Origin of the sequence: Candidatus Colwellia aromaticivorans (assembly GCF_003333305.1) — a bacterium.
In the GTDB taxonomy this organism is placed as follows: domain Bacteria; phylum Pseudomonadota; class Gammaproteobacteria; order Enterobacterales; family Alteromonadaceae; genus Colwellia; species Colwellia aromaticivorans.
On record NZ_QOLD01000068.1, the window covers coordinates 1 to 14,166 of the forward strand.

Annotated in this window: 14 protein-coding genes; 13 read left to right on the forward strand and 1 reads right to left on the reverse strand. The window is 37.6% G+C overall.

All coding sequences use genetic code 11. The annotated features are described in order from the left end of the window. Positions 1–281 precede the first annotated feature (281 nt). From DWA31_RS10385 to DWA31_RS10405, 5 genes are all read left to right on the forward strand, one after another. Positions 282–1,361 (forward strand): cysteine synthase A, encoded by a 1,080-nt coding sequence (locus DWA31_RS10385; RefSeq protein ID WP_114326523.1) that lies wholly within the window; start codon positions 282–284, stop codon positions 1,359–1,361. Positions 1,362–1,694: 333 nt separating this feature from the next. Continuing rightward, a complete protein-coding gene (locus DWA31_RS10390) occupies positions 1,695–1,967 on the forward strand; it encodes a hypothetical protein (protein WP_114326524.1) in 273 nt (90 codons plus the stop codon). 509 nt (positions 1,968–2,476) lie between these two features. After that, a complete protein-coding gene (locus DWA31_RS10395; RefSeq protein ID WP_114326525.1) occupies positions 2,477–3,268 on the forward strand; it encodes an SDR family oxidoreductase in 792 nt (263 codons plus the stop codon). Between the two features lie 245 nt (positions 3,269–3,513). Continuing rightward, positions 3,514–5,787: a TonB-dependent receptor gene (locus DWA31_RS10400; RefSeq protein WP_114326526.1), complete on the forward strand. Its 2,274-nt coding sequence runs from the start codon at positions 3,514–3,516 to the stop codon at positions 5,785–5,787. Positions 5,788–5,984: 197 nt separating this feature from the next. Then, complete coding sequence (locus tag DWA31_RS10405) at positions 5,985–6,707, forward strand: response regulator transcription factor (protein ID WP_114326527.1); 723 nt, start codon at positions 5,985–5,987, stop codon at positions 6,705–6,707. 8 nt (positions 6,708–6,715) lie between these two features. On the opposite strand, the gene DWA31_RS10410 is transcribed toward DWA31_RS10405, so the two are convergent. After that, complete coding sequence (locus DWA31_RS10410) at positions 6,716–7,888, reverse strand: MFS transporter (RefSeq protein WP_114326528.1); 1,173 nt, start codon at positions 7,886–7,888, stop codon at positions 6,716–6,718. Between the two features lie 183 nt (positions 7,889–8,071). Between DWA31_RS10410 and DWA31_RS10415 the strand changes: the two genes are divergently transcribed. The 8 genes from DWA31_RS10415 to DWA31_RS10455 all read left to right on the forward strand — a co-directional run. Next, a complete protein-coding gene (locus tag DWA31_RS10415) occupies positions 8,072–9,352 on the forward strand; it encodes an aspartate aminotransferase family protein (protein ID WP_114326529.1) in 1,281 nt (426 codons plus the stop codon). Positions 9,353–9,369: 17 nt separating this feature from the next. Further along, positions 9,370–10,386: a phosphotransferase enzyme family protein gene (locus DWA31_RS10420; protein WP_114326530.1), complete on the forward strand. Its 1,017-nt coding sequence runs from the start codon at positions 9,370–9,372 to the stop codon at positions 10,384–10,386. Between the two features lie 1,001 nt (positions 10,387–11,387). Further along, positions 11,388–11,951 (forward strand): cytochrome b/b6 domain-containing protein, encoded by a 564-nt coding sequence (locus tag DWA31_RS10435; protein WP_114326533.1) that lies wholly within the window; start codon positions 11,388–11,390, stop codon positions 11,949–11,951. A gap of 14 nt (positions 11,952–11,965) precedes the next feature. Further along, positions 11,966–12,436 (forward strand): helix-turn-helix transcriptional regulator, encoded by a 471-nt coding sequence (locus tag DWA31_RS17520; protein WP_245942584.1) that lies wholly within the window; start codon positions 11,966–11,968, stop codon positions 12,434–12,436. 167 nt (positions 12,437–12,603) lie between these two features. Continuing rightward, the gene (locus tag DWA31_RS10445) at positions 12,604–13,146 is read left to right on the forward strand and encodes an Arm DNA-binding domain-containing protein (protein WP_114326534.1); all 543 of its coding nucleotides are present in this window, start codon (positions 12,604–12,606) and stop codon (positions 13,144–13,146) included. 14 nt (positions 13,147–13,160) lie between these two features. Next, positions 13,161–13,334, forward strand: coding sequence for a hypothetical protein (locus DWA31_RS17205; RefSeq protein WP_168427331.1), 174 nt, complete (start codon positions 13,161–13,163; stop codon positions 13,332–13,334). A 29-nt stretch (positions 13,335–13,363) separates the two neighbouring features. Then, complete coding sequence (locus tag DWA31_RS10450; protein ID WP_114326535.1) at positions 13,364–13,633, forward strand: TonB-dependent receptor; 270 nt, start codon at positions 13,364–13,366, stop codon at positions 13,631–13,633. A gap of 169 nt (positions 13,634–13,802) precedes the next feature. Then, on the forward strand, positions 13,803–14,166 hold a 364-nt coding region (locus DWA31_RS10455; protein WP_114326536.1), incomplete at its 3' end, for an aldehyde dehydrogenase family protein.

Sequence of the window (14,166 nt, forward strand, 5' to 3'; positions counted from 1 at the left end):
TAGATCCATTTCAATTAAAGATTAAGATAGAAAGTAAGTTGAAAGCCATTTTTAAACTTGTTTCGGTTACACCTAATGTGAGATTACGAGTATGACTTTCGGTTACCTTTTCTTTTGAGTCAATGCGCAATATCATTACACTCAATACTCCCTAATATTCTCCTAAAAACCTCCAGAAAACGTCTAAAAAAAATATTCAAGCAAATGGATAAATAATAAAAACTTGACTTAATCTTAGCTAGGTCTACGCTTTAATTACACTCAGTGACTTTGTACCCGCCATGACTAAAATACTCCCAACCACTAGCGATAATATTGCTAATTGCATCACTGAATTGATCGGTAATACCGATCTACTACGCATCAATAGCCTGAGTGATTTAACTGGTTGTGAAATATTATTAAAGTGTGAGCAGCAAAACCCAGGAGGCTCTATTAAAGACCGAGCGGCCTTACAGTTAGTAAAAGACGCAGTAGATAGTGGTCAATTGAAAACCGGTATGACGATAGTCGAGGGCACCGCCGGCAATACTGGTATTGGCTTAGCCCTCGTTGCCAAAGCATATGGTTTTAACATGCTAGCAGTAATGCCAAAAGGGCAAGCTAAAGAGAAAGAGCAAATGATCGCTTTGTATGATGCGCAATTGTTGCTAGTTGATGCCTGTCCCTTTGCTGATCCAAAGCATTTCTATCATACCGCCAAACATCTTGGTGAACGGCATGCTGATTATTGGTGGGCCGATCAGTTTGAAAATACGAGTAATTGTAAAGCCCATTATCTCAATACTGGACCTGAAATTTGGCAACAAACCCAAGGCAATATTGACGCACTGGTTTCTGTAGTTGGTACTGGTGGTACTATAGCAGGTAACTCATTGTATTTATCAGAGCAAAACCCTCAATTACAAACTTGGTTGGTTGATCCCCACGGCTCAGGTATTTACCATTACTTTAAAACGGGTAAATATCAAGCAAGCGGCTGTTCGTTTACCGAAGGAATTGGGATCATGCGTAGTGTCGAAAATTTCCGTCAGGCCAAGATAAATAAAGCCATTAGCTTACCAGATCAAGATTTGGTGACTATTTCCCGTGAGCTCAGCCAGCTAGATGGTATATTATTAGGCAGTAGCTCAGCCCTAAACGTTGCTGGTGCCTTATATGCGGCTGCAAAAATGGGTCCAGGGAAAACTATCGTCACCTTTTGCTGTGACCTGGCAGAGCGATCTTATAGCAAACTTTATAATCCAGCTTTCTTAAAAGAGAAAAAAATCATCACTAATCATGAAAACCTAGCCAGCATGCTAGCTAGGTACCAAACTGAGCCTAGTAGTAGGGTGATTGAAGTTAATATGGCAACTTAGGACTTCCCCTTAGCCAATCTTTTTAAAGTAACCAATTGACAGCATGATATTCATTAGTTATAGCAGTTTTTGAAATTTTGCTGTACTTACCTTTAATAGGAATAAATCATCAAGTCATCTGTGACAGTGTACCCCCAAGCATATATTAATTACTTGAAGGTATTTTCATCCTTCATTTAGACAATAAGCGAGGAAACATTAGCTAGAACGCCAAAACCTGCATTGAAAGTTACCATCTATCAATGTTAATGATGCTCTTACTATGCAAGAAAGTACTTAACCCAAGTTGCTTCTGGCGTAGATCCAAAGCAAGACCGAGAAAACCAAAAGCTAATGCCGACATTAAATGAATTTTTTAATGAAAGTTACTTACCTTATATTCAACAAAATAAGAAGTCATGGAAACATGACAAGCAAAGGTACAGTGATTATGTGAGTAAACGCCTTGGTAATAAGCTTTATGATGAAGTAACTGCTATTGAAGTACAGCGATTGCAAATGGATATGTTATTAGGTGAGACTTTAACTAAAATCTATGCTCCGGCAACGTGTAACAGAACTTTTGCTTTACTTAAAACAAGGGGGCAGCAGGCAATTTCTTGGTGAATTATTGAGGTTAATCAAGCCAATAAGATAAAGCTGCTCAAAGAAGATAACACAAGAACTCGTTACTTTACCATTATTTTTATTTCAAACTCTCTGTTGCAAGAACGATCTTAACTGCTCGCACTCTAATGCCAACTACCTTCAGGTATAGTTGACATTAAAGCTATATTTCTATTTCATTTGAGCCCCCAAAGTAAACTTTTATTTTCATAAATTAGTCATAATAAGTTTTATTTCTTAATCATCATTTGACTTCATTTACTTTATAAGAAACATCACCTATGTACGTTATTTTCCTCATGTTTGGGGTCCCAATATAGGCCGTATAACATTGTATTTTTTTTATTTGTGACAAATTCATAATAAAAACTGAAGCATAGCTCACTCTTCTCAACCAAAAGGATGATGCATTGAATTCTAAATCAGTCATTTGGTCGATAGTCAGGCAATTTTGTTTAACTTAAGATATTTAACTTCAAACTGACTAAATCACAAATGGGGCAACTTACATGATTGGCAACTTAACAGGTAAAATAGTAATTGTAACTGGTGCAGGTCAAGGAATCGGAGAAGGTATAGCTAAAATATTTTCTGTTGCAGGTGCAAAAGTGGTCGTTGCTACACGTACCATAAAGAATGGGCAGCAAACCGTCGATACGATAAAGAAAAATGGCGGTGATGCGCTGTTGATACAAACCGATGTATCTGATAAAAATCAGATCGACCGCATGATTGTAAAAACCATTGAGCACTATGGCAGGATTGATATTGTAATCCATAATGCAGGGGTTTTCCCTATGGTATCCATTGAAAATTTAACTGAGCAAGATCTGAACTCAACTTTAGATGTCAACCTAAAAGCAGGCTTCTGGATAATAAAAGCTTGTCTTTCGGAGTTTCGTCGTCGGAAAGTTGGACGGTTTATTTTTACTTCTTCAGTGACAGGCCCCTCTGTTGCTATGCCTTTAACAGCCCACTATGCAGCGTCTAAAGCTGGGCTGAACGGACTTATCAAAACGGCAGCTCTCGAGTTAGCACGCGAAAACATAACGGTTAATGGTGTTGAACCCGGGTATATCTTGACTCAGGCAATGCTAAAGCTCGTTTCTAAGGAGGATCTTTCTAACATGGCAGAGATGATCCCTAACGGACAACTTGGTGCTCCTGAAGATATTGCCAATGCTATGTTATTTCTAGCCTCGGATGAAGCCTCCTATATTAATGGGCAAACCATTGTGGTGGACGGTGGATCCACCCTACCTGAGAGCCCAGTAGTTCTGCAGCAGTTTTATCAAAAATAATTTGGAGTTGGTCTGGATCATAAGCCATTTATCTACACCGGTTATTTATACGAGAACAGAATCGATATTGTGACCAGTTGGGTTGATAACGCCTAATGGGATAATAGAGAAAATAAAAAAACGATATTGAAATCGTTAATGATGTTACAAAGGCGCTATTAAAAGCGCCATCACTTAAGCTTCCTAAACTTAAAAATATTAATTTATTTCATTGGGAAGGATCACATAATCAATGAGGAAAAATAATGAAACATAACAAAATTTTCTTGGCGCTTTCAGTAGCACTTTTAAGTAGTACGTCAATTGTATCTCATGCAGCAAACGTTTTAGAGGTTATTCAAATAACGGCCTCAAAGAAATCAGAATCAATTCAAGCAAGTAATATAGCGGTAACTGCTTTCTCAGGAGATGGTTTGCGAGAGCTTAATATGACAGATAGCACAGACATTGCCAATCAGACACCGGGATTAAATATTGGTACCCCGGTTGGTGAAGGTAATAATCCATCCATAAGTTTACGAGGAGTAGGGCTAAACGATTTTAATGATAATAATGAAGGTCCTATTGCTGTTTATCGTGATGAAGTATATCAATCAGCAATGCCAGGTTTAACTTTTCAATTATTTGATTTAGAAAGGGTGGAGGTACTTAGGGGGCCACAAGGAACTTTATATGGTCGTAATGCTACAGGTGGGCTAATTCATTTTATTTCTACTAAACCAACCGATGAATTAGATGGATTTGCCAGTGTTACTATTGCTGAAAATAATCAATTAAAGACAGAAGCGGCTATTTCTGGAGGGCTAACTGATACGATTCAAGCTCGATTGTCAGTGGCTACGAATAAGCATGACGGTTATGTTAAAAACAGAATTGGTAAAGACGCCAATGAGGCCGATAACGCTGCTGTTCGCTTGCAAATGAACTTTGACTTATCAGATAACTTAACTGCCTTAGTGAATGTACATAGTGCTGATTCTGAGACTATTGCACCACAGTACCAACATCAAGTCACTAGTGGTGAAGCAACGGACAGTTTTGGTTACACTGATAATGATAATGATGTGTGGGCTGGAGAATACGATAGGCCTGGAGTACTAAAAATTGAATCTAGTGGTGCTTCAGCTAAGTTTACTTATAACGCTGATAACTTTAATTTATATTCTGTAACGGCAGTTGAAAATGTTGAAAAACTACACATAGAAAATGCTGATACTGGTCCAACTAGAGGTCTTGAAACGGGATTTATTTCTGAAAACAAGCAATTCAGCCAAGAATTCAGAGTTGAATTTGACGTCGATTCTATGGAATGGATGATTGGTGCTTATTATTTTGAAAATGAGGTTACCGGATCATTAGATCTTGATCTTAATTATCCAGGTCCTGTCGCTGATGCAGCTACCGGATCACCAGAGGGTACCTTTGGTAATGAATTTGTTCACTTTTTTAATTATGATGTAGATTATAAGCAAGAAACAGAATCTATAGGTTTATTTGGTCAGGTGGCAATAGCACTTAACGATAAAACAAACTTAACTGTAGGCCTACGTTATACCACAGAAGAACGTTCGATGAATTACCAAAATAAAACGACAGGTAGTCCAGATGCTGTTCTTAATTCGTGTCTTATTCCTAGTGGTGATGTTTGTGGTCTTGGCCTTGGTACTGATTTTCCTGGCACTGATTATTTTTTTAATTTTACAGCAAGTAACCCCGATGTTGGCAGTTTGAATAAACTTGATGATGATAACCTTTCAGGTCGTATAAGTTTAGATTATGCTCCAATTGATGACATTCTTATTTTCGCGAATATTGCAACAGGCTTTAAAAGTGGAGGTTTTAATGGTGGATTTTTAGATTTTACTGATGGTCTATCCGTAAATGATGTCGCTTTTAAACCAGAAGAGTTATTAAGTTATGAATTAGGTTTTAAATCTACTTTAGCAGAGGGATCTATTCGTTTAAATGGTACAGCTTTTTATTATGATTACAAAGATTATCAGGCCCTTAGTTTTGCTGGTTTGAGTCAATTCATCAATAACTCTGATGCAACAGTAAGTGGTGCTGATATAGAGTTAACTTGGTTACCTGGTGATAACTGGGATATTAATTTAGGGGCGAGTTACATTAATTCTGAAGTTGATGAAGTCGTTTCTCGAGGTGTGGGGTCCATATTCGATAGTGAAATGGTTTTAGCGCCGAATATAGAGCTAAATGGCTTAGTCCGGTATCAAGCCACTGAAAGCTTATCTTTGCAGGTTGACTTCAATTACAAAGATGAACAATTCTTTGATATTACCAATAGTGATGTGTCAAAAGAAGACTCTCATACGATTTTTAACGCGCGCATTGGCTATGAAATTAATGAACACTGGGCAGTATCAGCATTTGTTAAGAATTTGACAGATGAGGAATATAGGGTATATAGCTTTGATTTAACAGGGCCAGCAGGCTTTAACCAAAACTTTTATGCACCTCCTCGTTGGGTTGGTATTACAATTGATTATACTTATTTTTAATATCAATAGATGATTTGAAAAATATAGATAAGTGATATGAATTAATTGTGTTCATATCACTTTTTTAGACAGCTAGATATTTAACACCATTCACGTAACTTCAATAAATTTAGACATGTAAAAAAGCGTAAATACATCTGTAAATCTATAATGATTAACGTATGATGAATGAAATTTTCATTCCTAATTAGTCCATTATGGTCATAGGTTCTAAACAACCCGATAACTTCCCTCAAAGCTTTGAGCAAATGGCGTTAAATTTGATCCATAAGTTGGTCAACATCACTGCATCGGCCTTTTATTTGCTCAATGCTGATATGCGTCGACGTGGTATGGCGGTATATAATACCGAAGAAGAAGTGGTTGAAGAGTACCACGAATACTTTCGCCAAATTGATCCACTCAACCCTGATAAATTCCAAAAATCCGATGACAAAATTGTGTGTATTGACGAAGAAATATCCTTTGAAAAGCTTCAGAAAACGCGTTTTTATAGACAATTTATGCGGCCAAACAACTTTCGTTACACCGTTGATATGTTTTTGCGCCGAGAGGGAGAAATTGTGGCGGTCATTAGCATGTTACGCGACGATTCAATGTCTGCTTTTTCAGAAGGAGAATTGGAGCTATTGAGAAGCCTCCAACCTTTTATGGAGTACACCCTGAACTCTGTATATCTTCCAAAGCGTACAGCTGAACGCACATCATTACAAAAAAAATACAAGCTTACACCAAGAGAATTGGATGTAGTGGAACTCATTATTGCTGGCTCTAGTAATAAAGGCATTTCCAATGAATTAAACCTTAGTCTCTCAACAGTAAAAACACACCTTTTACATATATTCCAAAAGATCGACGTGGTTTCCCGCGCTGATCTTCTAAGTCGAATCATAAGTGATTTAACAGCCAAAGATACCTGATTGCCAAGCTATAGCTGCAGCGCTTTTTCTTCCCTAATCGGCGGGATGATAATTAACATTGAGATAACAAAAAGGATAATTCCCAACCATATCACCTTGCTATAATCCCCATCACTGATGACCGATGCCGCAAGTGCTGGGCCTACGGCTAAGCCAATCATTTGAGCCGCCACAGCATAGGATACGATACGGCCAGTACGATCAAAAGTTGTAATAGCGGCAAGTAAAAATGGGTGAGACATATTCCAGGCAAAGTTAAACAAGCAGACCGCTGTATAATAGATCAACCAGTCAACTTGACCCAATAAAAAAAACAACGAAATAACGCTACCACAAATACCAAAGGCGAGTGATTTTATACGACCAAATCGTGCACCAGCAACAGCTGCGAGTAAGGCTCCAGCGATGCCAAAAAACTGTGATAGAGTCAGAGCATTAGCAACCTCTTGCTCGGTGCTGCCACCACTGGTACCAATTAAAAAAAGATAGGCCCAAACGACGCCCTGAGCAACGAAGTAGACAAACACTGCAGCTACAGCAAGAAACTTTAATTGTGTTGAAAGATCGACGGACTCTTCATCAGGTTGAAAATGTTCATGTCCTGAGACGGGAAGAAAACGTATGAATATCAAAGCACTCATGCTAAACAATGCGAAGAAGACTAAAACCCCTTCCATACCGACTAATTCGTATGCGGTAGGCATGGCCATGAAACCTACAGCACCATAAACTAAAATCCACATAATAAGAAATCCGAAATTTCGGTCAGGGTTAGAAGTAAGCCCAATGATAGTAAAGCTTAATGAAACTAATACGCCCGAACCAATACCGGTAATAAAACGAACAATAGCAAAGGAAACCTGCCCCTCAATAAAGATAGAGGCAAGATTTCCAGTCACCATAATCATTGTGGCTACGACGAGTATGGTGCGCCAATTTATCTTATGTGAAAAGAATGTCATCGCCAATGTAGTTAGTGCAATACCCCACATTTCTGCTGCTGCAACATAGCCCGCCCCCTGTTCGCTATAATGGTATAATTCAACCAATCCCTGTACAAATGCTGGCTGAACAATAAATATAGCAGGGCCAATAATACCCAAATAAATGACCGCAATAAGCGATTTTAGACTGTTAATATCAACGGGGTGATTATCATCACCAGTAATCAGATCGAGCATGACACTTCCTACCTTATGTTTCTAATTTTATGAATATAGTCTTAATAGTAAAGATTTGAACCTATTTCTACATCCATCAAATGACTGATACTGAATACTTAAAGTCAGTCATTTGACCGATAGGAAGACGGCTTTTTTTAACTTATTATCTATTACCAAGATAGAACTTGAGACTAAAAAATAATGAATGATAAAATACTGCTCGAACGACGAAATCGACTCATCGGAAAAAAAGCACCTTTATTTTATAATGAGCCTCTGCACATTGTTAAAGGGGAAGGAGTTTGGTTATACGATGCCGATGGTAAACGTTATCTAGATGCCTACAATAATGTGCCTAACGTCGGACACTGCCATCCGCATGTAGTTGAAGCTCTTTATAAACAAGCCCAAGAGCTCAATATTCATACTCGTTATTTACACGAAAACATTGTCAACTATGGCGAGAAGCTGCTAGGGAAACTTGATGATTCTCTAGATATGCTTTTTCTCACCTGCACAGGTACTGAAGCTAACGAGCTGGCACTTCGTATGGCACGTGAAAGTACAGGACGCCAAGGTATTATTTGCAGCAATGCTACCTATCATGGCAATAGTGCAGCAGTGTATCCATTAGCTACCATGTTTAACCAAGGCCTTCCACTAGGTGCTAATGTTAAGTCGGTGGCTTTCCCTGACAGTTACCACAAATTAAACGGCCTTGAAGGGGAATCTTTAGAAAATGCTTATGCCGACCAAGTAAAGCAAGCAATAGAAGAATTCAATCAAGATGGAACTGGTTTTGCGGGTATGATTATCTGCCCAATTTTTGCTAATGAAGGGCTACCTGATAAGCCCTCTGGCTATTTAGATAAGATTGCTAAATATGTACGAGAAGCAGGTGGCGTACTTATTTTTGATGAGGTTCAGTCTGCATTTGGTCGAACTGGAAAATGGTGGGGACACCAAAACTCTAGGGTCGTGCCAGATATTTTAGTACTCGGAAAACCAATGGGTAACGGTCACCCTATTGGTGCAACAATCTGTAGCTCTGAGCTGGGTAATGGCTTTAGAGACAATAGTATGTATTTCAACACGTTTGGCGGAAACCCTGTTTCCTGTGCAGTGGGTATGGCCGTGTTGGAGGTGATTGAAAATGAGAGCCTTGTTGAAAATTCGGCAAATGTCGGTAATTATCTAAAACAAAAAATTTGGACACTTTCTGAAAAACATGAGCTGATAGGTGATGTGCGTGGAAGTGGTCTTTTCTTCGGAGTCGAATTGGTCAGTGATCGCATGAAAAAAACGCCAGCAACAATAGAAGCCGGAAAATTAATTAACCAAATGAAAGAGCAAGGCGTGCTGATTAGCCGCTTAGGCATAAATGATAATATTTTGAAAATGCGACCTCCCATTTGTTTCTCACATGCTCATGCCGATATGCTTATTGAGCATCTAGACCAAGCATTTACAGCCCTTTATTAGCGAAAACTGGAGATATTATGATTGACTTTTATTCATTGGCCTTGGAACATCAAGAAGCTCATCTACTGGAACTTGCTGAAAAATCGTTATCATCTTGGAACTTGAGTGGCAAATTAACCTTAATTAAGCATAGAGAGAATGCAGTATATTCTTTAGAAGCAAGCGATGGTGAACGTTATGCCCTGCGTATACATCGTGTTGGCTACCACTCAAATGAGGCGTTGAAGTCTGAACTACAATGGGTGAATGCTCTTAAAGAATATGGTTTAGGTGTTCCCAAGGCATTGGTCACTCAAAATGGAGATTTCTTTGCTCTTATTAAAACTGAATCAATAACCGATGTTAGACAAGTTGATCTTTTAGCATGGGTAAAAGGGGAACAAATTGGCTCGATTGAAGAAGGGTTAGACACCAACCCCAATCAGGTTAGAGAAAACTATTTAATTATTGGACAACAAGCCGCTAAATTACATAACCAATCATCTACTTGGACATTACCTGAAAACTTCGAGCGGCATGCTTGGGATACGGAGGCACTGGTTGGCGAAAAACCATTTTGGGGACCATTTTGGGAACTGGAAGCATTGACTGACGAGCAAAAGCAGCGCGTTATTCTCGCAAGAGATTTAGTTCGGCAGCATTTACCTGTTATTGGGCGGAATGCTGATGATTACAGTATGATTCATGCTGATTTTGTACCAGAGAACATTCTAGTAGACGGTAATACTGTAGAGATTATTGACTTTGATGATGCTGGTTTTGGATGGCATTTGTTTGAATTAGCGACGGCGCTTTACTTTATACAAGAAGATCCTAATTACGAGATTGCTAAACAGGCGATGATTAAAGGTTATCGACAGTTACGTGATCTTTCTGATGACAAGCTTAAACACCTTTCTTTGTTTATGCTAGCACGCAGTTTCACCTATCTAGGTTGGGTACATACTAGATCAGAAACCGAAACGGCTAAGGAATTAACTCCCTTGTTAGTTGAAATGTCTCTTAAAGCTATTGATGAATATATGAAGAAATAAACTAATTTAATTGATGTTCAGCCTTGATGATACATTCTATTAACAATAGTTGGGCCTCATTATGTCTAATTTTTGTACTGTCGCAAGTAGGTGGAATATGTTCTGTTGAGCCTCGTCGAGTAACTATTTACGATATGATGGACTTTGCAGAGTATGGAATTGAGGTTAAGCTTTTATGGGGCGCTTATAATAATGATGTAGTGTTTATTAAAATCGCTGATTATTTGTACTTTATATAGGTTTTGTACGTTGATTTAGGCTGTTTTAGCTAATTAATCGGTATTTATAATAGTCTATAAATTATTAAATCAAGTAAAATCAATAAGTAAACTATTTGGGTTTCAGTGTACACAAAAAATTTAAAATCCCTCGCCGAAAAGCGTGCCGGTTCAAGTCCGGCTCCGGGTACCATCTTCTTTTCAAGAAGATAAAAAATAAAATGTCATAAGGTAAAAGTTCTTTTATATCTTCTTATCAATCAGTTACATAAGAATAATGTTTTTCATTGTAATAAAATTCTTTTTCAAATCATCAGTTTTCTGTAAAAACCAACTTTAACACCAATAACTTTAATCCCTCGTTCTACCGATTTTATACGCCTCGAAAATATCATTATTTTGCCTAAATTTACGCTTATCCGCTTTAGTAAACCCCATACCTAACAAAAAATCTCCTTTCCTCGTACGGTTCATCTCCCGTAGTAGCAGCGCTTCCGGTCTATACACGGGAATTTTCAGTTGATTTTTCCTCACTAAATGTACTTTAAATTCAATATCAGCAATCACTTAAGCTCAATTGTTTAAGGTCCATATCCGGACGGTAGAAAGTTATAAGAGTGAATGGTATTTCCAAATAGCCTATTTATATCTAGTCATCAGGCAAATGCCCACTATGCAATTTAATAAGCTCCTATACAGTTAAAAGGGGCAAATGCCCAATTAATTTATATGGTTTAGTTGGTAAAGTTTAGTAAGGTTTGATAAATGAAGGTTTGAGTTATTATGAAAAAATATGAATATCCAACTTACGCAAAGCTTATTCATTTAGGGCTAGCTGTCTTTGGGATAACAGCTTATCTTACAAGTGAGTTTGTAGATGATGATGTAACATCAATAGGCTATTTACTACATAGTTATTTAGGCTTATCAGTAGCTGCAATCATAATATTACGCCTTTTAGTAGGAGTTGGCACACAAGGGATGCTTTCTTTTAAAAACTGGTCCCCTTTATCAAAAGAACAATGGCAATTAGCATTAGACGACTTTCGTTCCTTGTTTAGCTTAAAAGTGCCAGAAAGAGAAAGGCACCAAGGTTTGTCAGGTATTACTCAAGCTTTCGGTTTATTCATTTTTACTTGGATGTCCCTCACGGGTACTGCTCTATTTATGTTAGGCTCAGGTACAGAAAGTAAAGCTTTTGAGTTCATTGAAGAAGTTCATGAAGTGGGTGAAACTTTAATACCCTTATATTTATTTCTACATGTAGGTGCTGTTGTGCTTCATACGCTCTGCGGAAAACCTATTTGGAAAAAGATGTTCAAATTCAAATCAGATAAATGTAATTAAAATACGAGGTTTTAGTGGAGTTTAAAAAATATTTTCCAGCTATAGTGTTATCTTTTGCCAGTTCATTTTTTATCTTTGACATTATAGTTGATTTAATTAGTAGTGAAGATGGCTTCTTTCATATTGCTATTGAATTGATTGTTTTTGTCGCTATTTCTGCTGTTTTATACTTTGAAATAAAGCATGTTAAATCCCTAGGAAAAGAAATTAAAGTAGAGAAAACGAAGACAGCAAGGCTTGCAGGGGAGTTATTATCTGTAATGAAAGAACAATTTTTGCAGTGGAACCTTACACCATCAGAATCAGAAGTCGCTTTGTTACTAATAAAGGGACTATCAATGAAAGAAATTGCTTTAGTTCGCCATGTTAAGGAAAAAACCGTTAGGAGTCAGGCGACAAATATTTACTCAAAATCAGGCTATACAGGTAGGCATGAATTAGCAGCTCATTTTATTGAAGATTTAATGAATGAATTCGAGTTTTAGATACCGTTAAGCCTGTAAAGTAGCCAGTATACAAAGCATAAAGCCAAATTCAACTATCACGTGATTATACAACTTATAACCGAAAATAGTGTCTACCTAAGCATATATTAATGATTTGAAGGTGTTTTTCATCCTTCATTTACATAATAAGCGAGGAGACATTATTTATGACAACCCATCAAACCCGTTTTAAATTCACTCAAGCCAGCCTAAAAGCACTTCCAGACAATGACAGTAACGCTCGTTCAACAGATAAAGAATACAGTGATAAAGAAATATCAAACTTAAAGCTTTTAGTTGGTAAATCTGGTCAAAAGCGATACTTGCTCAGGTATTCTATTCATTCTAAAAAACGCTCAATTACTCTCGGTAACTTTCCAGAGATTGAAGTGAGTGATGTACGTAAAATTGCACGAAAACACATTACCTTAATAGCTTCAGGAATAGATCCAAAACAAGAACGTGAAAACCACAAGCAAATGCCAACGCTCGATCAGTTTTTTAATGAAAGTTATTTTCCATTTATTAAACAAAAGAAGCGCTCATTCAAGCATGATGTTCAGCGATACACTGATTATGTGAGTAAACGCTTCGGCAGTACTCCATATGATGAAGTTAAAGCGATTAACATACAGCGATTACAGATGGGTATGTTATCAGGTGATGGATTCATTAAAGCCTATGCTCCGCAACGTGTAATAGGACATTAGAGCTGCTTAAAACAATGGGACAGCAAGCCGTTGCTTGGGGAATTATTGAAATTAACCAAGCCAATAAAATCAAACGGCTAAAAGAGGACAATACTAGAACACGCTATTTCACTCTCAATGAAATGCAGAAAATAATTAAACAGGTGCAAGTGGCTTTAAAAGTGGTAGTTTTGATGACGGACTTCTAGATTTTACTGATGGCGTTACGGTTGAAGATGTGCCATTTGAATTGGAAGAGCTTCTTAGTTATGAACTTGGTTTTAAATCAACCTTACCAGATGGCGATGTTCGTTTTAATGCAACCGCTTTTTATTACGATTATGAAAACTACCAAGCACTAACATTTGCTGGTTTAAGCCAATTTATTGATATTACCAATAGTGAAGTCTCACACGAAAGTGCTTATACTGTTTTTAATGCTAGAATTGGTTTTGATATCAGTGAAAACTTAGCTGTTTCAGTGTTTGTTAAAAACCCTACAGATTAATAATATCGAGTATACAGTTTTAACTTTACTAGTGCTGCGGCCTATAACCAAAACTTATATGCTGCACCTCGTTAGGTGGGGTGACATTAAACTATTTCATTGAAAAGGGTTGTTAAATATTTAAGAAGAAAATTATTTTTGTTAAATATTAAAATGTAATAGGTGTTTTATGAATAAGTTTACAATGACTATAAATGGTCAACAAAGTCAGTCTACGCTGTATTGTGATGTGATTAATCCGGCCACAGGGCAAGCTTTTGCGCAGTATCAGCAGGGCGGTGTTGATGATTTAAATCAAGCTGTAGCATCAGCAAAAAGTGCTTTCAACTCGTGGAGTCAAACCAGCTCAGCTCAAAGAAAAGCGAAAATGTTAGCGCTAGCGGGGGTATTAGAAGCCAATATGCCTGAATTGATGGCTTTAATTACCCAAGAAACTGGCAAGCCTATGGCAGGCTTGAATAATGTTGGTTCAGGTATGGAAGTTGGCGGCTCAATTGCTTGGACACAAATGACTGCAGAACTTGAGTTAGCAG